Genomic DNA, 20907 nt, shown 5'->3' with positions numbered 1-20907 from the left:
GGGAACAGCGCTTCCGCTGCGTGCCTTGGCCCGAAATCCCCAGATGAAGAGCCGCTCCGCCGCGCTCAGCGCCGGAAGGTCGAGGGACCCTGTCGATGTCGATTGATGCATTCTAGCCTCTGGCCTCCGGCTGCGCCCGCGCCCCGGCTGGCGCTGATGATCTGCGCCGATCGTTCGGTCAGAGCCCCCTGCAAGTCAACGCTCGGAGGGGCGATGTCGAGGTCTTCTAGTTTTGAAGAGTTCGCATCTCGGATGCAGCCCGCCTCGTGAACCTGCCAGGTGTCCGAGGCATGCCGGTAGGATCCTACGGAGTTTGCGGGGTTTTGCGGGAACCCGAATCCTTAAAGCTTTGCTAAGGGACGCGGGATAAACTGGCATATCAGCCCTTCCAAATCTTGCGAGCCCCGATGTTTTTCTCCCGCATCAGTTTCAAGCTGGTCCTGATTGTCGGCATCAGCCTCCTTGGCATGATCGCGCTGGCGCCGATCGCGCTTTCGACCCTGCGCGCGCAGATGATCGCGGACCGTGAGGCCAAGACGCAGCACATGGTCGACGTCGGCTACGGCATCCTGGCGCACTACCAGAAGCTCGAGAGCGAAGGAAAACTCCCACGCGAGCAGGCGCAGGCCGCCGCGATCGCGGAGGTCAAGAGCCTGCGCTACGACAAGGTCGAATATTTTTGGCTGAACGACATGACCCCCAAAATGGTCATGCACCCGATCAAGCCGGAGCTCGACGGCAAGGATCTCTCCGGGATGAAGGATCCGTCCGGCAACGCGCTGTTCGTCGGCTTCGTTGACGTCGTCAAGAAGCAGGGGGCGGGCTTCTACAGCTATCTCTGGCCGAAGCCCGGCTTCGACCAGCCGGTCGGGAAAATCTCCTATGTGAAGGGCTTTGCGCCCTGGGGCTGGATCATCGGCACCGGGATCTATCTCGACGACGTCGACGCCGTCTTCCGCCAGAATGCGATGACCTTCGCCCTGGTGTGCCTGGTCGTGTTCGTGCTCGTGCTCGGCGCCTCCTTCGTGATCGGCCGCAGCGTGACCCGGCCGCTGGCGAAGATCACCACGCTCACCGAGCGCCTCGCCTCCGGCGACAGCGCGTTCGACGTGCCCCATACCGACCGTCGCGACGAGATCGGCGGGCTCGCCAAGGCGCTCGCCGTGTTCAAGGACAATGCTGCGGAGGTCGGCCGGATGCACACCGAACAGCAGGAGACGAAGCAGAAGGCCGACGAGGAGAAGCGCAGGACGATGACCGATCTCGCCGGCAAGTTCGAGGCGAACGTTCAGGCCGTCGTCCGCGACGTCTTCAATGAGGCGCGCGCGATGCAGCAGGCCGCGCAGGGCATGTCCGAAACCGCCAACAAGGCGACCGACCGCGCGAGCTTCGTCGCCACCGCCTGTCAGCAGGCTTCGAGCAACGTGCAGACGGTGGCCTCCGCCGCCGCGCAGCTGTCGTCCTCGATCACCGAGATCAGCCAGCGTGTCGCGCAGGCTGCAACCGTGGCCGACAAGGCCGCTGCCGACGGTCAGCGCACCAACGACACGGTGCAGGGGCTGGCGGCGGCCGCGCACAAGATCGGCGAGGTCATCGACCTCATCAACCAGATCGCCTCGCAGACCAATCTGCTCGCGCTCAACGCCACCATCGAGGCAGCGCGCGCCGGCGAGGCCGGCAAGGGCTTTGCGGTGGTGGCAAGCGAAGTGAAGTCGCTGGCGAGCCAGACCGCGAAGGCGACCGACGAGATCGGCGCGCAGATCACCGCGATCCAGGCCGAGACCAACCAGGTCGTCGGCAACATCGAGAGCATCCGCAGCACCATCATGGAGGTCAACGAGATCTCCTCGTCGATCGCCGCAGCGGTCGAGGAGCAGGGCGCCGCGACCGCGGCGATCGCCCACAGCGTGAGGGAGGCCGCCTCCGGCACCGACCAGGTGTCGCAGAACATCTCGGGTGTGACCGATGCGACGGCGGAGACCGGCCAGGCCGCCGGCCTCGTGCTGCAATCGAGCGGCCGGCTGTCGCAGAAGCTGCAATCGCTGGAAAACGAGGTCAGCGCTTTCGTTGCGGGGGTGCGGGCGGCTTAGTATAGCAGGGGGATGGGCCAAACTTCCGATCGGCGCGCGCGCATTCTCCTGATCAATCCAAACAGTTCCGTGGCGACCACCGAGATGATGGTCGCCATCGCGAGGTTGGCCGCTGGCGACGGCTTCGACATCGACGGCGCGACCGCAACGCGCGCGCCGCAAATGATCGTGACGCCGGATGCGTTGGATGCAGCTTCCACCGAAGTTCTGGAGATCGCGCAGTCGAACCGGCATGCATGCGACGGCATCATCGTCGCGGCGTTCGGCGATCCCGGATTAGCCGGGATCAAAGCCGCGATAGAACTGCCCGCGGTCGGCATCGGTGAGTCCTCGATGCTCGCAGCTGCCGAGAACAGCCGCCGCTTCGGCGTGGCGACCACGACGCCGCTGCTGGAAGCGAAGATCGACGCCTTGCCGGAAGCGCTGGGGCTGCGATCGTATTACACCGGCGTCCGCTTCGCGGAGGGCGATCCGCAGGAGCTGATGCGCGATCCGGCGCGGCTGCGCACAGCGCTCGCCGGCGCGGTCGAGGCCTGCATCGCGCAGGATGGCGCGGAGGCCGTCATCATCGGCGGCGGGCCGCTGGGCGAAGCTGCGCGCGAGCTTCAGCCGATGTTCACCGTGCCGATCATCGCCCCGATCCCGTCTGCCGTGGCGCGGATTATTCGCCTCATCACGGCGCAAGCGACCGACTGAAATTCCGGCCCGCGGGAACGGTCGTCGCGACCGGCGTTCTTGCCCTTGACGGCCTCGGCTAAAGTGACGAAGCAGAACCATCGGACCTGCCGACCCGCGCCTGGGCACGCGGGCATGGAGACGCTGCATGTCGTTCAAGAAGCTCCTGATCGCCAATCGCGGCGAGATCGCCATCCGCATCGCGCGCGCCGCAGCCGATTCCGGCATCGCGACGGTCGCGATCCATCCCGCGGACGATGCGCTGTCGCTGCATGTGCGGGTTGCCGATGAGGCCGTTGAAATCCCCGGCCGCGGCGCACGGGCCTATCTCGACATCGGGGCCGTGGTGAAGGCGGCAACGGCGTCCGGCTGCGACGCCGTGCATCCCGGCTACGGTTTCCTCAGCGAGAACGCTGCATTCGCCACGGCCTGTGCCCACGCTGGCCTTGCCTTCGTCGGGCCGAAGCCGACGGCGCTCGAACTGTTCGGCGACAAGGTGGCGGCACGGCAACTGGCAAAGCGCTGCGGCGTGCCGATCATTGCCGGCACCAGCGGGCCGTCCTCGCTGGAGGACATCACGGCGTTCTTCGTTTCCCTCGGCAGCAATGCGGCGATCGTGATCAAGGCGATGGCCGGCGGCGGCGGGCGCGGCATGCGCGTGGTCGAGCGCGCTGCCGATCTCGCGGAGGCCTACGCGCGCTGCCAGTCCGAGGCCAAGGCCGCGTTCGGCTTCGACGGCGTCTATGCCGAGCGGTTGATCCGGCAAGCGCGCCATATCGAGGTGCAGATCATCGGCGACCGCCACGGTGCGATCTCTCATCTTTGGGAACGCGAATGCACCATCCAGCGCCGGCACCAGAAGCTGATCGAGGTGGCGCCCAGCCCGTCGCTCAGCGACGGCTTGCGTGGCCGTATCATCGAGGCGGCGAAGGAACTCGCCGTGGCCGCGTCGTACGACAATCTCGGCACGTTCGAGTTCCTGGTCGACGGCACCGCCGACGACAGTTTTGCCTTCATCGAGGCCAACCCGCGGCTTCAGGTCGAGCACACAGTGACCGAGGAGGTGCTCGGCCTCGATCTCGTCCGCGCCCAGCTTGCGGTTGCTGCCGGTGCCTCGCTTGCCTCGCTCGGCCTGGCGCAAGGCTCGATCCCGAAGCCGCGCGGCTATGCCATGCAGCTCCGCGTCAACATGGAGACGCTGGACGAGCTAGGGGCGACGCACCCGACCGGCGGCGTGCTTGCCGTGTTCGAGCCGCCGTCAGGCCCCGGCGTCCGCGTCGATAGTTTCGGTTATGCCGGCTACAAGACCAGCGCCGCCTTCGACTCGCTGCTGGCAAAGGTCATCGTGCATACGCCTGGTGAAGCCTGGCACGACGTCGTCGCCAAGGCTTCGCGTGCCTTGCGCGAGTTTCGGATCGACGGCGTCATCACCAATATCGGCTTCCTCCAGGCCGTGCTGGCGCATCCCGACCTCCGGTCCAACCGCATCGCGACAGACTTCATCGATCGCAACATCGGCAAGCTCGTCGAAGCCGCGGATGGCGCGGCCAAACCACTCTATTTTGCGGCGACGGAGCGAAGCGGCGGTCCCGGCACCGAGGCGCATACGGCACAGACCGTGCCCGAAGGGACGGTAATGGTCGCGGCGCCCCTGCAAGGCACCATTGTCACTATTCAGGTGAAGAAAGGCGAGGTCGTGCGCCCGGGCCAGCAGCTCGCCGTGATCGAATCCATGAAAATGGAACATCTGGTCATGGCCGAGCAGGGCGGCCGCGTCATGCAGCTACTCGCCGGCGACGGTGACACGCTGATGCATGGCGAGCCGATCATGTATTTGGAGCCGCTCGACGTTGCGGCGGACGCGTCGGCAACGGAAACCGATATCGATCTCGACCAGATCCGTCCCGATCTCGCCGAACTGATCGCGCGCCAGGCCAACACGCTCGACGAAAATCGCCCTGCTTCGGTCGAGCGCCGCCGCAACACCAATCAGCGCACCGCGCGCGAAAATGTCGCGCAGCTCGTCGACGACGGCTCGTTCATGGAGTATGGCAGCCTTGCGATCGCGGCGCAGCGGCGGCGGCGCAAGCTCGACGATCTCGTCAAGAACACGCCGGCTGACGGCCTCGTCATGGGTGTCGCGACCGTCAACGCCGAGAAGTTCGGCCCCGAGGGCGGTCGCTGCATCGTCGTGGCCTATGACTACACCGTGCTCGCGGGCACGCAGGGCCACATGAACCACAAGAAGATCGACCGCATGCTGACGCTCGCGGAAGATTGGCGCGTGCCGCTGGTGTTTTATGCCGAAGGCGGTGGCGGCCGGCCCGGTGATACCGATCGGCTCGGCATGACCGGACTCGATGGTCCATCCTTTGTGCAGTTCGCACGGCTCTCGGGTCTCGTGCCGGTCATCGGCGTGGTCTCCGGTTACTGCTTCGCCGGCAATGCCGCGATGCTCGGCTGCTGCGATGTCATCATCGCCACCAAAAACGCCTCGATCGGCATGGGGGGCCCCGCGATGATCGAGGGCGGCGGGCTCGGCATCTATCACCCGGCCGAGGTCGGTCCTGTTACGTTCCAGTCGCCGAACGGTGTCATCGACATCCTCGTCGAGGACGAGGAGGAGGCGACGCGTGTTGCGCAAAAATATCTGTCTTATTTCCAGGGGGCGGTGACGGACTGGCAGGCCGCCGACCAGCGGCTGCTGCGCCGCGCCATCCCCGAGAACCGCCTGCGCGTCTACGACATCCGCAGCGTGATCGACCTCGTCGCCGACAAGGATTCCGTGCTGGAGCTGCGCCGCGACTACGGTGTCGGCATGATCACCGCGTTGATCCGCATCGAGGGCAGGCCGTTCGGCCTGATCGCCAACAATCCGCGCCATCTCGGCGGCGCGATTGACGCAGATGCCGGCGACAAGGCCGCGCGCTTCCTCCAGCTCTGCGACGCCTTCGATCTGCCGATCGTCTCGCTGTGCGACACGCCCGGCTTCATGGTCGGTCCGGAAGCCGAGAAGACGGCGATCGTACGCCACGTCTCGCGCATGTTCGTGACGGGCGCGAGTCTGACCGTGCCGCTGTTCGGCATCGTGCTGCGCAAGGGCTATGGGCTCGGGGCGCAGTCGATGATCGGCGGCGGCTTCCATGCCTCGTTCTTTACCGCGGCCTGGCCGACCGGCGAGTTCGGCGGCATGGGCCTGGAGGGTTACGTCCGCCTCGGCTTCCGCAAGGAAATGGAGGCGATCGCCGACCCCGCCGAGCGCGAAACTTATTATCGCAACAAGGTCGCCGAGCTCTATGCCAACGGCAAGGCTGTCTCGATCGCCTCCGTGTTCGAGATCGACAACGTCATCGATCCCGCCGAGACGCGGCGTTGGATCATGGCGGGCCTGCGCTCGGTGCCGAAGCCGCCGGCGCGGAATGGGAAGAAGCGGCCGTGCATCGATACGTGGTGAGGGCGGTGCAGCAATTCCGATTTGCGCTTCGCCGCCTTCCTGGTTCCCGATTGACATCCCCGCCTGCGGTGCCAGACTTTGCACAATAATACAGGGTGGAGACGTCCGCGATGGCCAGCCTTTCGGCCTCGAACCATGTCGCCCGCGTCTTGTCCGTCGCCAATCACGTGGCCGACGTCGATGCCTCTTCGCGCATTGCCAATTCCTGGCGGCGTTGCCTGGTCAGCCACAAGCTCGATCCCGCCCGTCAGGGGCCGCCGCAGACGCTCACCGAAGCCGAGATCCGTCACGTCGCCGAACCGATGGAAGAGACGATCCGGCTCGCAACGCCGGAGCTCGACGACCTCGCCCGGGTGCTGCGCGATGCCGGCTATTGCGTCAATCTGGCAGACGTGAACGCAACCATGCTGTTCAGCCGTCTGCCCGGCGAGGCCGACGCAAGACTGTTCATGGACTGGAAGATCTACACGGGGTCGAATTTTTCCGAGGCTTTTGAAGGCACCAACGGGCTCGGTACCGCGCTCGCCGAGCAGAAGCCGATCCTGGTGCATCGCGACGAGCATTTTCGCGCGCAGTGGCACATGTTTTCCTGCGCCGTGACGCCGCTGTTCGACCAGGCCGGACGGCTCGCAGGCGCCGTGAACATCACTTCCTGCCGCGAAGACCTCGAGCGCACCGCGCATCAGCTCGCGCTCGCGGTGACGATGGAGGCGACGCGGCGCATGGAGGGTGCGATCTTCCGCGGTCATTTCCGCAACGCATGGATCGCGACCGTACCGGGCGATGGCGGCAGCGGCCTGCTCGCCTATGACGACGATCGCCGCATCGTCGGCGCCTGCCGTTCGGCGCGCGCGCTGCTGGGTCTCACCGACGGCTTGATCGCATCCGGCATCGATCTGTCGCGCTACGTCAAGTTCGACCATCCCGCCGCGCGCGACGCAGACGATCTCGTCGAGCTGCGCCGGGCCGATGGCACTCCGTTGGGGCATGGCCATGTCGCGCCGCCGCTGCGAGCGAGAGTCTCGAGCCGCCCGCTCGCGCCGCGCCGCGATGCACAGGTCGATCGCTTCGATGCTCTGCAGCGGCTCGCCGGCCGCGATCCCGGCCTGATCAGGAGCGTGAAGCGACTTAGAAGCATCGGCGATCGCAATCTGCCGGTGCTGCTGCACGGCGAGACCGGCGTCGGCAAGGATGTGTTCGCCCGTGCCATTCACGCAGCCGGCAATCGCGCGCGCCACAACTATGTCGCACTGAACTGCGCGGCGATGCCGGAAAGCCTGATCGATGCCGAGCTGTTCGGTTACGAGGCCGGTGCCTTCACCGGCGCGCGCCGCGACGGCTCGAAGGGTCTGATCGTGCAGGCCGACGGCGGGACGCTGTTCCTCGACGAGATCGGCGACATGCCGATCGCGCTGCAGACGCGGCTGTTGCGCGTGCTGGAGAACCGCGAAGTGTGGCCGCTCGGCGCGCTGAAGCCCGTGCCGGTCGACATTCGCCTGATCAGCGCCACCCATCGCGATCTCGGCCGCATGGCCGAGGAGGGCGCCTTCCGCACCGACCTCTATTTCCGTCTGCGCGGCATGGAGGTGCGGTTGCCGGCCTTGCGCGAGCGCGCCGACCGCGACGACGTCATCCGCCACATCGCGCGCGAGGAAGCGCCGAACTGCTCCCTCTCGGACGAGGCCTGGGCGCAACTGGCGGCCTATTCCTATCCCGGCAACATGCGCCAGCTCCGACATGTGCTGCGGCTCGCCGGCTGCACGGCGGAGGACGGCGTGATTACCGATGCCGATCTCGATCTGCCACCGTTTGGCGGAAGGGCGGTGGAAGCGGATCTGGCCGCGGCGGAGCGCGCCACGATCGTGGAGACATTACGCAAGCATGGCGGCCGTGTAACTGAAGCGGCGCGCGCACTGAGACTCAGCCGGGCCACGCTCTATCGTAAGATCAAGCTGTTGAAGATCGAGACGACGCAGTAGTCCTCAACTGCGTGCGGCGCACATTCGTCCTTCTCCCGCAAGGGGAGAAGGAAGAGCGCACCATCAACGCCGCCGCTCCTACGAAAAATCGCTCCAGCTCAGATGTCGTGAGTCGAGATCGCCGACGGTTACGGTGCCGCGGATTTCGTGAGGGACGTGGAAGCTGCTGCGCAGATACACCAGCGGCGCCGCGCCGTCGGAATGCGATGCGCCGCGCACCTCGCCGACGAAGATCGAATGCGTCGTCGTCTCGAATTCCTGCGCCAGCACGCAGTCGAATGCGGCGACCGCGTCGCTCAGCACCGGCGCGCCGGTCACCCCGCGCGTCCACTCCCCGAACGCAAAACGGTCGTCGCCATTGACGCCCTTCTGGCCGCTGAAGGTGAGCGCCAGGAGAGCGTGGTCCTCATGCAGGAAGTTGATCGCGAACGCGCCTTCCTCGCGGATACGCGCGTGCGCACTGGCGTTGCGGTTGACGCAGACGATCAGGGATGGCGGTGAGTCCGACAGTGAGCAGGCCGAGGTGACCGTCAGCCCCGTGCGATTACCGTGCTCGGCACCGACCGTCACCAGCGCCACGGCGCCCGCACACTGGCGCATCGCCTGCTTGAATTCCTTTGCGTCCACCGTCACGCGGAAATCTCCGAAATGGATGCGGGTGCGGCACGATCGCGCCGCACCCGCGTCGGGTCAAGCCGCCTTCTGCGCGGAGCCGAGATGCTTCAGGCGCGGCATCACCTCGTTCCTCAGCAGCGACAGCGAGTGATGCCAGGCTTCCGCCTTGTGCTTGTAGTCGAAGCCGAACACCAGCAGCACGCCGAAGCCACCGACCTCCTCGTAGATCTTCTCGATTTTCTCGGCGACGGTCGCGGGCGAGCCGACGATCCAGTTCCGCTTGGCGCAATATTCGACGGTGACATCGCTATCGGGCACGTCGGGCGCGTGCTTCAAATAGTCCTTGAACCCGAAATGGCCGAGCAGCGGCAGGAAGTACTCGCCCATCATCCGGCCCATCATGTCGCCGGTCGAGAGCCTCCACGCTTCCTCGTCGGTATCGGCGACGAACACCTCGCGCACCAGCCGCCAATCCGCGCGGTCCGGCTTGCGTCCGGTCTTGGCGGCACCTGCTACGACCGAATCCCAATGACTGCCGACATAGGCGGGGTTCAGGTTGAGGCTCATCGGGATGAAGCCGCGCTCGCCGGCGAGCTTCAGCGTGTCCGAATTCTTCGAGAGTCCGGCGACGCCGATCGGCGGATGCGGCGTCTGCAACGGCTTGATGTGCGGCTTGAGGAAGTCGAACATCGTGTCCGGCTTGGTCACCGTCCAGAACTTGCCCTTGTAGGTCCAGGGCGCGGGATCGCTCCACATCTTCAGAATGATCTCCAGCGCCTCGCGCGTCATGTCGCGGTTCTGTCCGCTCATGCCGTCAACGTTGAACATGGCCCAGTCGCTTGGCAGGCCGCTGGCCGCAACTCCGAAATTGAGTCGTCCCCCGGAGAGGTGATCGAGCATCGCGACGCGGTTGGCGAGCTCGGCCGGGTGGTGATAGGGCAGCAGGAAGCCGCCCGGTCCGATGCGGATATTCTTGGTCTGCATCAGCGCCTGTGCGATCAGCAGATCCGGCGTGGGATTGGGTTCCCAAGGCGCGGTGTGGTGCTCACCGACCCAGGCCTCCTGATAGCCGAGCTCGTCGAGCCAGCGCATGACCTGCAGGTCCCAGTCGTTCCCTTCCTTCAGGCCGCACTCCGGCGGGTGCGAAGGCATCGTGAAATAACCGATCTCCATGGGTTTCCTCATCTGATGTTGACGCGTCTTGTTGCGCGGTTCACGGACGTGAGCGGGAACGCTTTAGCAAGCGGTGTGCCACCTCTTCGCAAGCGGTGTGCCACCGCGAACGGCGCCCCAGACCCGCGAAAAAAGGCTGGTTTGCGGCAGCAATAGCCGATATCCCGGGGCAGATTTGCGGGGCCCCGTCTCATTGTCGCGAGACGGCGTCTCGGCGGTGAGACGAGGATACGCGTTGAGATGACCGAACCTGCCTATGTCGCGGTGGACTGGGGCACCAGCAGCTTCCGGCTCTGGCTGATCGACCGCGCCGGCGAGGTGCTGGCTGAGCGCCGCAGCGACGAGGGCATGCTGGTGGCGGCGAAGGCCGGCTTTGCCGCCGTGCTGCAATCGCATCTCGCGGCAGTCGAGGCGCCCGATCATCTGCCTGTCCTCGTCTGCGGCATGGCCGGCGCGCGTACCGGCTGGATCGAGGCCGGTTATGTCGATACGCCCGCGCCACTCTCCGCTGTTCTGAAGCAGGCGGCGCGCGTGTCCGGCGAAGCGCGCGACATCCGCATCCTGCCGGGTATCGCGCAACGCGATGCAAAAGCACCGGACGTGATGCGCGGCGAGGAGACGCAGCTGCTCGGCGCGCTCGGGCTTGATGCCGCCGGTGAAGCGCTGGTCTGCATGCCCGGCACGCATTCGAAATGGGTACGAGTCAAGGACGGCACAGTCGCGCATTTCTCCACTTTCATGACCGGTGAGCTCTTCAGCGTCGTGTCGCGCGAGACGATTTTGTCGCTTGCGGTCGCCGGCGCCGAAGATACCGAGGATGTCGCGAGCTTCCAGGCTGCGGTGAAGGCCGCGTACGAAGCACCGGCCTTCGCCGCCAATTTCCTGTTCGGCGCGCGGTCGCGTCAGCTCCTGTTCGGGGGCACACCGGCCGCGGCGCGCGAAACGCTGTCGGGCACGTTGATCGGCGTCGAACTGGCGGCAGGGCTCTCCGGGGCGATGCCGAAAGCTGGAATCACGCTGATTGCCTCGGGGCGGCTCGCGATGCTGTACAGGCTGGCTTTCGACGCGCTGTCGGTGACCGTGATGCCGGTCGACGCCGATGAAGCCGTCCGCCGCGGACTGTCAATGGCGGCTGCGGCGATCTGGACGAAATGAGAGGATAGTCGAGATGAGCGTTCCCTTTCCGGCGATGAAACGGCCACTGGTCGCGATCCTGCGCGGCATCAAGCCGGAGGAGGCCGAGGCCATCGTCGGCGTGCTGATCGAGGCCGGCATGACCGCGATCGAAATCCCGTTAAACTCGCCCGATCCGTTCCGCTCCATCGCCGCCGCCGTCAAGCTCGCGCCGGCCGGCGTGCTGATCGGCGCCGGCACGGTGCTGACCACAGCGGATGTCGATCGGCTCAACGATGTCGGCGGCAAGCTGATGGTGTCGCCGAATGTCGATACACAGGTGCTCACGCGTGCGCACCAATACGCCATGGTCACGCTACCGGGCGTATTCTCGCCGACCGAGGCGCTGCTTGCCGCGCGCTCCGGCGCCTCTGGCCTGAAATTCTTTCCGGCCAGCGTGCTCGGCGCGTCCGGCATCGCCGCGATCCGTGCCGTGCTGCCGGCCGGCGTGATGATCGCCGCCGTCGGCGGCGTCTCCGACCAGAATTTCGCGGAGTATATCAAGGGCGGCGTCACCGCGTTCGGGCTCGGCTCCAGCCTCTACAAGCCCGGCATGACGGCAACGGACGTTGCCGCTCGCGCAAAATTGACGATCGCGGCCTACGATCGGGCGATTGCGAAAGACTGAAGCAGCAATAAACAAGCCGTGATGCCGTCACTGTTGCGCGTTATCCTATCTTGCCGCAGAAGCGAGATCAGGAGACCGACATGGCAATCAACAACGTGGCCGATCTGTTCGTGGCAACGCTCGAACAGGCCGGCGTAAAGCGCATCTACGGCATCGTCGGCGACAGCCTGAATGCGCTGACCGAAGCGCTGCGGCGGCGCGGCACGATCGAATGGATCCATGTCCGGCACGAGGAGGTCGCGGCCTTCGCCGCTGCCGGGGAAGCGGAGATGACGGGCAGCCTTGCGGTATGCGCGGGCTCGTGTGGTCCCGGCAATCTGCATCTGATCAACGGCCTGTTCGACGCCCATCGCAGCCGCGTTCCTGTGCTGGCGATCGCCGCGCAAATCCCGACGGCCGAGATCGGCAGCGGCTATTTCCAGGAGACGCATCCGCAAAACCTGTTCCGCGAGTGCAGCCATTATTGCGAGCTGGTCTCCGATCCGAGTCAGCTGCCCTATGTGCTGGAAAACGCGATCCGCGCGGCGGTCGGCATGCGCGGCGTTGCCGTCGTCGCCATGCCCGGCGACGTCGCCTTCCGCAGCCCACCCAAGCGCGCACTGTCGACGGCGCGTGGCCTTGCACTGTCGGCGCCGAAAATCGTGCCGCAGGCCGATGAGCTGAAGGCGCTCGCAGACCTCTTGAACGGCGCCGAGCGCATCACCTTGTTCTGCGGCCGTGGCTGCGCCGGTGCGCATGCGCCGTTGATGCAACTCGCGGAAGCCTTGAAGAGCCCGATCGTGCATGCGCTCGGCGGCAAGGAGCACGTCGAATACGACAATCCCTACGACGTCGGCATGACCGGCTTCATCGGCTTCTCCTCCGGCTATGCTGCTATGCACGCCTGCGACGCGCTGGTGATGCTCGGCACTGATTTTCCCTACAAACAGTTCTTCCCGACTGATGCGAAGGTCGCCCAGATCGACATCCGCCCGGAGAATCTCGGTCGTCGCTGCAAGATCGATCTCGGCCTCGTCGGCGACGTCAAGCTCACCATCGAGGCGCTGCTGCCGCTGCTCAAGGCCAAGACGCAGCGCAGGCATCTCGACGATGCGATCGCGCACTACAAGAAAGCACGCGAGGGCCTGGACTCGCTCGCGAAGGGCACGCCGGGCAGCAAACCGATCCATCCGCAATATCTCGCCAAGGTCATCAGCGACCACGCCTCTGATGATGCCGTGTTCACCGCCGATGTCGGCACGCCGACGGTGTGGGCCGCGCGCTATCTCGAGATGAACGGCCGCCGCCGGCTGATCGGCTCGTTCGTGCACGGCTCGATGGCCAACGCCATGCCGCAGGCGATCGGCGCGCAGGCCGCGCAGTCCGGCCGCCAGGTGATCTCGCTCTCCGGCGACGGCGGCTTCACCATGCTGATGGGCGATCTGATCACGCTGACGCAGATGAAGCTGCCGGTGAAGGTGGTCATCTTCAACAACGGCGTGCTCGGCTTCGTCGCACTGGAGATGAAGGCGGCCGGTTTCGTCGACACCAATGTCGATCTGGAGAATCCGGACTTCGCGGCAATGGCGCGCGCGATGGGCATCTTCGCAAGGCGCGTCGAGGATCCCGGCGAGCTCCCGGGCGCGATGAAGGAGATGCTGGCCCACAACGGACCGGCGCTGCTCGACGTGGTCACGGCGAAGCAGGAGCTGTCGATGCCGCCGACCATCACGCCCGAACAGATCAAGGGCTTCAGCCTCTGGGTCTTGCGCGCCGTGATGAACGGCCGCGGCGACGAGGTCGTCGATCTCGCCAAGACCAATTTGCTGCCGCGCTAACCCCGCTTGACCGACGGCACGGGCAGCCGCTCATGGCGGCGCTGGAAGCGTTGCCAGTGCAGCACGATGCCGATCAGCAGCGCCGGTACGAAGCCGAGCGCGATCAGGAAATGCGGCAGCTGCGCCGGCGAGATGAACGCGATGCCGATGTCGGAGATCAGCCACAGCGCGGCGAACATCACCGCGAAATCGGTGCGCGGGCAGCGCAGATAGTAGAACACGGCGGTGATGACGACGGCGGGTCCGATGGCGATGCCGATCATCACCGTCGTCAGCTCCTTCGGCGTCAGCGCGTCGAGCACCATCGCTGCCAGCAGCCAGAGCGCGGCGAACATGGCGACGATGTCGAGCGGATGCCGCAACCCAATACCTCTCGCGGGAACATGCTATCGTTGTGGCCCAGACCCTGGCCGTCAAGGGAAAATGCGCCTATTCCTCGTCGTTTCCGGGCGTCGGCCGCAGCATGAAATGGCCGAAGGCGGTGGCGATCGGCTTGTTCGCATCGTCCTGCCAGGCCCGCGCCTCGAAGGCGACGATGCGCCGGCCCTGTTTCACGATCGAGACGTTGGCGAACGTGTCGAGCGCGCGGCCCGAGCGCAGATAGTTGACGGTCAGTCCGATCGGCTTGGGCAGCGCGGCTGTGCCGAGTTCGCGCGCCACTCCGAAGATCGCGGTGGTCTCGAGGAAGGCGCCGGTCATGCCGCCATGGATCGCAGGCAGGATCGGGTTGCCGATGATCTTTGGCGAGAACGGCATCGTCAGTGTGTCGTCGTCGTTGGCGCGAATGCCGAGGCAGCGCGCGAACGGGCTGTTGGCGAACGGGCCTTCCGGATCGTCCGGCGCCTCCAGCGTCGGAATGTTGCGGGAGTCCATCCTGCGGTCCGCGAGCATGTTGGTGCGGTTGGCACCGATCATGAAGCAGGCGGTGGCGGTCGCGACTGGATCGTCCTCGGAGTCCTGATAGGCGGTCGAGCGCACGAAGGCGATCGAACGCGTGGTGCGGTAGCAGACCGAATGCGCCTTGATGTCGAGGCCCGGCGTCGCCGGCTTCTGATAGTCGATGCGCAGATCGAGCGTCGCGATCGCGCTCGTGCCGTCGAGCGCAAGTTGCACCGCCATGCCGCAGCTCTCGTCCAGCATCGCGGTGACGACACCGCCATGCAGCACGCCGGTCTCGGTATCGCCGACGAACACTGGCCGGTAGGGCAGGCTGGACCAGGCCTCGCGAGGCGCGAAGCGGTCGAGTTGGAGCCCGCTGATCTGGCCGTAATCGGAGCGGCGACCCTTGATCGCCTCGGCGAGGTCCTCGAACGAAAGTGTGGTCGGTGAGCTGGACATGAGGACGTTCTAGACCAGTGGCGGGCGCGGCGCAAAACCCCGGATGCGCGTCCCACGGCAGGTGCCGGGGCGGTTTGGCCTCGACAGGGCGGGCCGAAGCAACGATGGTGGGCGCCTCGTTCGTTCGACTAGCCGCAAGGAGTGCCCATGGCCGATCCCGAAACGCCCGCCACCAGCCAGGGGCCCGTCATCATTTCGACCTCGAGCTCGGAGCGGGCGCCGATCATCTATTTCGACGGTGCATCCTGCTTCGGCCACCACAACGGCGCGATCCAGATCGAGCTTGCGGCCAATTTGTTGATGCCGGTCGGCGCCGCCGTCAGGGTCGACGTCGTTCAGACCGCGCATCTGCGTTGCAGCGTGGCCGCCGCGCTGGCGCTGCGCGAAGCGCTCGAAAAGGCGCTGGCAATGTACCAGCAGGGCCAGCAGCAGCCCCGGCCGGAGGAAATTCCCTCGGTGAAGAACTGAGGCAGTTAGCGGATCGCAAGTTAATGCGATCAACTCACTCAGCTCACATGCACCTTCGGCTTCCTGCCGTCGTTCCACTTGCCGTCGAGCGCGCGCTCGATCTGGGCGGCGAGTTGCAGCAGCAGGCCGTCATTGGCCTGTTTCGCAATCGCCTGGATGCCGAGCGGCAGGCCGTGTTCCTGCGTGGCCATCGGCATCGAGATCGCCGGCATGCCGCAGAGATTGGCGAGTGGCGTGAAGGCGAAGAAGCGCCAGAGATTGCCGAACCAGTCGAGCACGTCAGGATTGTCGGAGATGGTGAGATACTCCCGGGTGCCCACCTTCGGCGTCGGCAGCGCAGTGATCGGGGTCAGGATCACGTCCCACTGCTCGAAGAAAGCGCCGAAGGCGCGCGAGGTCGTGTTGAACACGCCTTGCATCTTCGCCCGCTCGGCGAAGCTCGTATGCCGGCCGGCTTCCCAGATCCTGATATTCATCGGCTCGATGAGGTCTTCCGGCGGCCGTTCCAGTCCGCGCGCGGCGAGCATGTTCGAGATCACCACCGCAAAATTCGAGATGTAGCAGGTGGTCTGCGCCTCGAACGCGGCGCGGAAGTCGAGCTCGGGCAGGGCGTAGTCGACGTGATGGCCGAGGCCTTCGAGGAAGCGGCCGGCCTTCGCCAGCTCGGCGGCGATCTCTGGCGTCGCGGTGTAGTCGCCCCAGCTGTGCGACAGCGCGATGCGAAGCTTTGACGGATCGCGCTTGATCATCTCGGAATAGGGCTGCGCCGTGGTCCAGAACGGCATGAACTCGCCCGGCGCCGCTCCCCTTGCATGATCGACGAAGGCGGCGGTGTCGCGCACCGAGCGCGACTGGCAGCCCTGGATCGAGACCAGGCCGGTGAGATCGGACATGTGCGGTGCGAGCGAGAATACGCCGCGCGAGACTTTCAGGCCGATATTGCCGTTGACGCCGGCGGGAATGCGGATCGAGCCGCCGCCGTCGGTCGCATGCGCGATCGGCACCACGCCGGCCGCGACCATCGCGGCGCTGCCGGCCGACGAGCCGCAGGTGGTGTAGTCGGTATCCCAGGGATTGCGCGTGACATAGACGGCCGGATTGTCGGCCGAGCTGCAGACGCCGAATTCCGGCGTCGTGGTGCGTCCGATCAGGTTCAGTCCGGCCTGGCGGAATTTGCCGGTCAGGAACGTGTCGGCGCTGGCGCGATTGCCGCGCATCAGCAGCGAGCCCATCTCCTGGAGCCGACCCTTCATGGTCGGGCCGAGGTCCTTCATCAGGAAGGGCAAGCCTGCGAACGGGCCAGCGAGATTGGCGCCGTCCTTGGCCGGATCGGCGATCACGTCATCGAACAGCTCGACCACGCCCGACAGTGCCGGATTGACCTTGGCAACGCCCGCGGCGGCCTGGCGCGCCAACTCCTTCGCCGTGAGCTCGCCCTTGCGGACGCGCGCGGCCAGCCCCACGCCATCGTGCTGCGCCCATTCGTTCCAGCTCATCGGGAAAGTCATGCGATCCAAACCTCTTCGTGCGGCGCCATCTTAGTTTCGCACGGAAACACTTTAATCAACTGAGGCGGCGCGAAGGGCAGGGTTGCGCCGGATGGAGAGGTAATCCCGCATTGCATGCGCGCGCATCAATTCGAGAGCTTTGCGATCACCGCGACCGGCCCGCCGCCGGCGGGGCCCTGATGCTCGGCGCCGCCGGAGACATAGACTGCCCCGGTGCCGGCAAGGCCGGCAATCAACCCGCCAACGGCAGCCCGGGCGTGGCGCGTCGAGCTGATATCGGTATCTTCCAGCATGGTGTGGCGGAAGCCGCGCACGCTGCCGTCAGGCGAGGCCTCGGCCTTGGCGAAAATGTTGACGAACTCGCGGCCGGTCGTCGTCTGCGGCGCGGCACGGAGCCCAACGCTCTCCAGCGCCGCGAGCACGGCGGCAGCGTCGATCGCATCGCTCATCACGGCATGTCCGATCTCGAATTCGCTCGTCGAGGACATCGAATTGCCGAGCACGATGACGACGTTGTGCATCAGCTCGATTCCGGACGAGGTCGAGGCGACGTTCGAAAACAGATCGTAGCGTCGCAGCACGTCTTCGTCGCGTATGTCGGTTGCGATCTCGCCGAGCGCGACCGCAACCCCGAGCGCGGAGGCGCCGCGCGAATAGGCCATCGAGCTGTAGGCGCTGGTCGTCGCCGTCTTGTGGCCGCGCGCGTTCGCCGCCGCGACGCGCTCACTGGTGAGCAGCGGGCACTTGATCTGCACGAAGTGGACGTCGGCGGGATCGGCGATGCCGGCATCCGCCATCGCGGCCTTCACGGCCTCGGCTGTTTCCGTGATCTGAGCGGAGCGCCCGAGCTCTTCAGGGAGAAAATCCCGCGTCTGCGCCATGCCGATGCTCAGGCGCTTGCCGGAGATGCCTGCCGGGCGCTGCGGGACTTCCCTGCGCGTGAACACTGTAATGTGCGGGCTGAGCACGCCCTCGGTGCCGCCGGACATCACGAAAGCAATGCGCTGCTCGACCTCCTGCGGCGACAGCCCGAGCCGTGGCGCCAGCGCCGTGCACAGCGCGGCAACGGCATATTCCCGGGTAAAGTCGTTGACGCCGCCATTGCCTTCGGTCTTGCCGAGGATCGCCAGGATGGATGTCGGATCGATCGCGTCGGAGCCGATCATGCTGATCAATCCGGAGACGTCGCCGGGGCCTTTGGTGGCGATTCTAATGACGCCGACCGACGTGGTACGCATTATAGTCCTCACATGGGGTTCAGGAGCCCGGCGGACAAAACAGCCGTCGAACGAGGGTGTCTGTCAAGGTGTCAAGGCAATCCCCATCGTCGTCCTGGCGAACGCCAGGATCCACTACCCCAGGGGTCAGTTTGGCGAAGGCTCATCGTTCGGTACGCCTACCGCTCACAATCGATGAATCACGCGGTATGGGCCCTGCCTTTCGCCAGGACGACGGGGATATGTGCGCCGTCTGCGTCGCACCCACGATTGTGGCGAGATCGCATCGCTTCGACAAAAAATCCCTTGTCGACGGTTGTCCGCTGCACCTTGATGAATCAACCCCGATTGGTCCATAAGCGGCGTCCCGCAGCCGGTGGTTCGCCTCCGCGATGCGTGCTTGGATAGAGGGGTTCTCGCGTGGCAAATATCAACCAGAAAATTGCGCAGGAGCTTGGGGTTCGGGCGGAGCAGGTCGAGGCGACTGTGGCGCTGCTCGACGGCGGCGCCACGGTTCCCTTCATCGCCCGCTACCGCAAGGAAGTGACCGGTGCGCTCGACGACGCGCAATTGCGCACGCTGGAGGAACGCCTGGGTTACCTGCGCGAGCTCGAGGACCGCCGCAAGGCCATCCTCGAATCGGTCCGCGAGCAGGGCAAGCTCGATGCCGCGCTGGAAGCCTCCATTCTCGCCGCCGACAGCAAGGCGCGCCTCGAAGACATCTATCTGCCCTTCAAGCCGAAGCGCCGCACCAAGGCGGAGATCGCCAAGGAAGCCGGCCTCGAGCCGCTCGCCAATCAGCTCATGGCCGAGCCCACCAACGATCCGAAGGTCGTCGCCGAAGCCTTCGTCAATGCAGAGAAGGGCGTTGCGGATGCCGCTGCGGCACTCGACGGCGCCCGCGCCATCCTGGTCGAGCGTTTCGACGAAGACGCCGATTTGATCGGCGCGCTTCGCGAGGAGGTGTGGACCAATGCGCGCATGGCATCCAAGGTACGCGACGGCAAGAAGACCGAGGGCGAAAAGTTTGCCGACTATTTCGAGTTCTCCGAGCCGCTGACGAAGCTGCCCTCGCACCGTATCCTCGCGATGTTCCGCGGGGAGAAGGAAGAGATCCTCGATCTCCAGATTCAGGCCGAGACCGAAGCATCGCCGCCGGGCGTGCCGAGTGTCTATGAGCTGAAGATCATGAAGCGGTTCGGCATCGCCGACCTCAAGCGCGCCGGCGACCGCTGGATGATCGATACCGTGCGCTGGGCCTGGCGCACCAAGATCCAGGTGCATCTCAACATCGACCTGCGCATGCGGCTGTGGAATGCCGCCGAGACCGAGGCCGTGCGCGTGTTCGCGTCCAATTTGCGCGACTTGCTGCTCGCGGCGCCCGCCGGCACCCGCGTTACCATGGGCCTCGATCCCGGCTTCCGCACCGGCGTCAAGGTCGCCGTCACGGATGCGATCGGCAAGGTGGTGGATACCGCCGTGATCTATCCGCACGAGCCGCAGCGGCAGTGGAACGAGGCGCTTGCGATCCTTGGCAAGCTCGCGCTGAAACATCGCGTCGAGCTGATCGCGATCGGCAACGGCACCGCCTCGCGCGAGACCGACAAGCTCGCGGCCGACCTCGTCAAGGGCCTGCCCGACTTGAAGATGACCAAGATCGTGGTGTCGGAAGCCGGCGCGTCGGTCTATTCGGCCTCGGCTTTCGCCTCGGAGGAATTGCCTGATCTCGACGTCACCCTGCGCGGTGCGGTGTCAATCGCGCGGCGGCTTCAGGATCCGCTCGCCGAGCTGGTCAAGATCGAACCCAAGGCGATCGGGGTCGGCCAGTACCAGCACGACCTCGGCCAGGCCAAGCTCGCCAAATCGCTCGATGCGGTGGTCGAAGACTGCGTGAACGCAGTCGGCGTCGACGTCAACACCGCGTCCGCTCCGCTGCTCGCGCGCGTGTCGGGTGTCGGCTCCGGCCTCGCCTCGAGCATCGTGGCACATCGCGACGCCAACGGGCCGTTCAAGTCGCGCAAGGCGCTGAAGGACGTGCCGCGGCTCGGCCCCAAGGCGTTCGAGCAGTGCGCGGGCTTCCTGCGCATCCTCGGCGGCGAGGATCCGCTCGACGCTTCCGGCGTGCATCCGGAAGCCTATCCGGTGGTGCGCCGGATTCTCGGCGCCACCAAGAGCGACATCAAGGCGCTGATCGGCAGCAGCGACATCGTTCGCACGCTGAAGCCGAAAGACTTCGTGGACGAGACGTTTGGTCTGCCGACCGTCACTGACATCCTGCGCGAGCTCGAGAAGCCCGGCCGCGACCCGCGTCCGGCGTTCAAGGCCGCTGTGTTCATGGATGGCGTCGAGGAGATCAAGCACCTCAAGAAGGGCATGATCCTCGAGGGCACCGTGACCAACGTCGCCGCGTTCGGCGCCTTCGTCGACATCGGCGTGCACCAGGACGGCCTCGTGCACATCTCGGCGATGTCCAGGACCTACATCAAGGATCCGCGCGAGGTGGTGAAGCCCGGCGACATCGTCAAGGTGAAGGTGCTGGACTTCGAGGTCGCGCGCAAGCGCATCTCGTTGACACTGCGCCTCGACGACGAGGTCGGCGCCAAGAAGGACGCCCCCGGCATGCAGCGGGACAACAGCTCACGCAACCCCTCCCGCATGACATCGTCGGCCCCGCGCCAGCAGGAATCTTCCGGCGGCGGCGCACTCGCCGAAGCGCTGCGCCGCGCGGCGGAGAAGAACGGCGGCAAGCGGGCGTAGCTTCTTCTATCCGCG

The 20907-nt window shown here is 65.8% G+C and carries 15 protein-coding genes; 9 read left to right on the top strand and 6 right to left on the bottom strand.

The window, feature by feature from the left end:
- Positions 1 to 407: 407 nt before the first annotated feature.
- From N551_RS0100410 to N551_RS0100395, 4 genes are all read left to right on the top strand, one after another.
- Positions 408 to 2090 (top strand): methyl-accepting chemotaxis protein, encoded by a 1683-nt coding sequence (locus tag N551_RS0100410; protein WP_027565268.1) that lies wholly within the window; start codon positions 408 to 410, stop codon positions 2088 to 2090.
- Positions 2091 to 2102: 12 nt separating this feature from the next.
- Complete coding sequence (locus tag N551_RS0100405) at positions 2103 to 2786, top strand: aspartate/glutamate racemase family protein (RefSeq protein WP_027565267.1); 684 nt, start codon at positions 2103 to 2105, stop codon at positions 2784 to 2786.
- Between the two features lie 127 nt (positions 2787 to 2913).
- Positions 2914 to 6219, top strand: a complete 3306-nt coding sequence (locus N551_RS0100400) for a carboxyl transferase domain-containing protein (RefSeq protein ID WP_027565266.1) — start codon at positions 2914 to 2916, stop codon at positions 6217 to 6219.
- 110 nt (positions 6220 to 6329) lie between these two features.
- Positions 6330 to 8198, top strand: coding sequence for a sigma-54-dependent Fis family transcriptional regulator (locus N551_RS0100395; protein ID WP_027565265.1), 1869 nt, complete (start codon positions 6330 to 6332; stop codon positions 8196 to 8198).
- Positions 8199 to 8276: 78 nt separating this feature from the next.
- On the opposite strand, the gene N551_RS0100390 is transcribed toward N551_RS0100395, so the two are convergent.
- On the bottom strand, positions 8277 to 8831 hold the full coding sequence (locus N551_RS0100390; protein ID WP_027565264.1) for a flavin reductase family protein: 555 nt from the start codon (positions 8829 to 8831) through the stop codon (positions 8277 to 8279).
- A 57-nt stretch (positions 8832 to 8888) separates the two neighbouring features.
- Positions 8889 to 9986 (bottom strand): LLM class flavin-dependent oxidoreductase, encoded by a 1098-nt coding sequence (locus N551_RS0100385; RefSeq protein WP_007596571.1) that lies wholly within the window; start codon positions 9984 to 9986, stop codon positions 8889 to 8891.
- 240 nt (positions 9987 to 10226) lie between these two features.
- On the opposite strand from N551_RS0100385, the gene N551_RS0100380 reads away from it, so the two are divergent.
- From N551_RS0100380 to poxB, 3 genes are all read left to right on the top strand, one after another.
- Entirely contained in the window at positions 10227 to 11141 is a 915-nt protein-coding gene (locus N551_RS0100380; protein WP_027565263.1) for a 2-dehydro-3-deoxygalactonokinase, read from the top strand.
- Between the two features lie 13 nt (positions 11142 to 11154).
- Positions 11155 to 11787: a 2-dehydro-3-deoxy-6-phosphogalactonate aldolase gene (locus N551_RS0100375; protein ID WP_027565262.1), complete on the top strand. Its 633-nt coding sequence runs from the start codon at positions 11155 to 11157 to the stop codon at positions 11785 to 11787.
- A gap of 80 nt (positions 11788 to 11867) precedes the next feature.
- The gene (gene poxB / locus N551_RS0100370; RefSeq protein ID WP_027565261.1) at positions 11868 to 13604 is read left to right on the top strand and encodes a ubiquinone-dependent pyruvate dehydrogenase; all 1737 of its coding nucleotides are present in this window, start codon (positions 11868 to 11870) and stop codon (positions 13602 to 13604) included.
- On the opposite strand, the gene N551_RS0100365 is transcribed toward poxB, so the two are convergent.
- Both N551_RS0100365 and N551_RS0100360 read right to left on the bottom strand, forming a co-directional pair.
- Entirely contained in the window at positions 13601 to 13966 is a 366-nt protein-coding gene (locus tag N551_RS0100365; protein WP_027565260.1) for a hypothetical protein, read from the bottom strand. The two genes, poxB and N551_RS0100365, sit on opposite strands and share 4 nt — an antisense overlap.
- A 67-nt stretch (positions 13967 to 14033) precedes the next feature.
- The gene (locus tag N551_RS0100360; protein WP_027565259.1) at positions 14034 to 14942 is read right to left on the bottom strand and encodes a PaaI family thioesterase; all 909 of its coding nucleotides are present in this window, start codon (positions 14940 to 14942) and stop codon (positions 14034 to 14036) included.
- Between the two features lie 147 nt (positions 14943 to 15089).
- Between N551_RS0100360 and N551_RS0100355 the strand changes: the two genes are divergently transcribed.
- A complete protein-coding gene (locus N551_RS0100355; RefSeq protein ID WP_027565258.1) occupies positions 15090 to 15410 on the top strand; it encodes a hypothetical protein in 321 nt (106 codons plus the stop codon).
- A gap of 38 nt (positions 15411 to 15448) precedes the next feature.
- On the opposite strand, the gene N551_RS0100350 is transcribed toward N551_RS0100355, so the two are convergent.
- Entirely contained in the window at positions 15449 to 16918 is a 1470-nt protein-coding gene (locus N551_RS0100350; protein ID WP_027565257.1) for an amidase, read from the bottom strand.
- Between the two features lie 125 nt (positions 16919 to 17043).
- Positions 17044 to 18156: a ring-opening amidohydrolase gene (locus tag N551_RS0100345; RefSeq protein ID WP_027565256.1), complete on the bottom strand. Its 1113-nt coding sequence runs from the start codon at positions 18154 to 18156 to the stop codon at positions 17044 to 17046.
- A 399-nt stretch (positions 18157 to 18555) separates the two neighbouring features.
- On the opposite strand from N551_RS0100345, the gene N551_RS0100340 reads away from it, so the two are divergent.
- A complete protein-coding gene (locus tag N551_RS0100340; protein WP_027565255.1) occupies positions 18556 to 20892 on the top strand; it encodes a Tex family protein in 2337 nt (778 codons plus the stop codon).
- Positions 20893 to 20907 lie beyond the last annotated feature (15 nt).

It is taken from the genome of Bradyrhizobium sp. URHA0013 (assembly GCF_000518345.1).
Lineage (GTDB): Bacteria > Pseudomonadota > Alphaproteobacteria > Rhizobiales > Xanthobacteraceae > Bradyrhizobium.
This window is presented reverse-complemented; position numbering and strand designations above follow the sequence as displayed.

Bases quoted from the DNA above. Each gene is read 5' to 3' on its own strand.
- N551_RS0100395 (WP_027565265.1), top strand. From the start codon at position 6,330: ATGGCCAGCCTTTCGGCCTCGAACCATGTCGCCCGCGTCTTGTCCGTC.
- N551_RS0100375 (WP_027565262.1), top strand. From the start codon at position 11,155: ATGAGCGTTCCCTTTCCGGCGATGAAACGGCCACTGGTCGCGATCCTG.
- N551_RS0100385 (WP_007596571.1), bottom strand. From the start codon at position 9,986: ATGGAGATCGGTTATTTCACGATGCCTTCGCACCCGCCGGAGTGCGGC.
- N551_RS0100400 (WP_027565266.1), top strand. From the start codon at position 2,914: ATGTCGTTCAAGAAGCTCCTGATCGCCAATCGCGGCGAGATCGCCATC.
- N551_RS0100410 (WP_027565268.1), top strand. From the start codon at position 408: ATGTTTTTCTCCCGCATCAGTTTCAAGCTGGTCCTGATTGTCGGCATC.
- N551_RS0100405 (WP_027565267.1), top strand. From the start codon at position 2,103: ATGGGCCAAACTTCCGATCGGCGCGCGCGCATTCTCCTGATCAATCCA.
- N551_RS0100345 (WP_027565256.1), bottom strand. From the start codon at position 18,156: ATGCGTACCACGTCGGTCGGCGTCATTAGAATCGCCACCAAAGGCCCC.
- N551_RS0100355 (WP_027565258.1), top strand. From the start codon at position 15,090: ATGGCCGATCCCGAAACGCCCGCCACCAGCCAGGGGCCCGTCATCATT.
- poxB (WP_027565261.1), top strand. From the start codon at position 11,868: ATGGCAATCAACAACGTGGCCGATCTGTTCGTGGCAACGCTCGAACAG.
- N551_RS0100380 (WP_027565263.1), top strand. From the start codon at position 10,227: ATGACCGAACCTGCCTATGTCGCGGTGGACTGGGGCACCAGCAGCTTC.
- N551_RS0100350 (WP_027565257.1), bottom strand. From the start codon at position 16,918: ATGACTTTCCCGATGAGCTGGAACGAATGGGCGCAGCACGATGGCGTG.
- N551_RS0100360 (WP_027565259.1), bottom strand. From the start codon at position 14,942: ATGTCCAGCTCACCGACCACACTTTCGTTCGAGGACCTCGCCGAGGCG.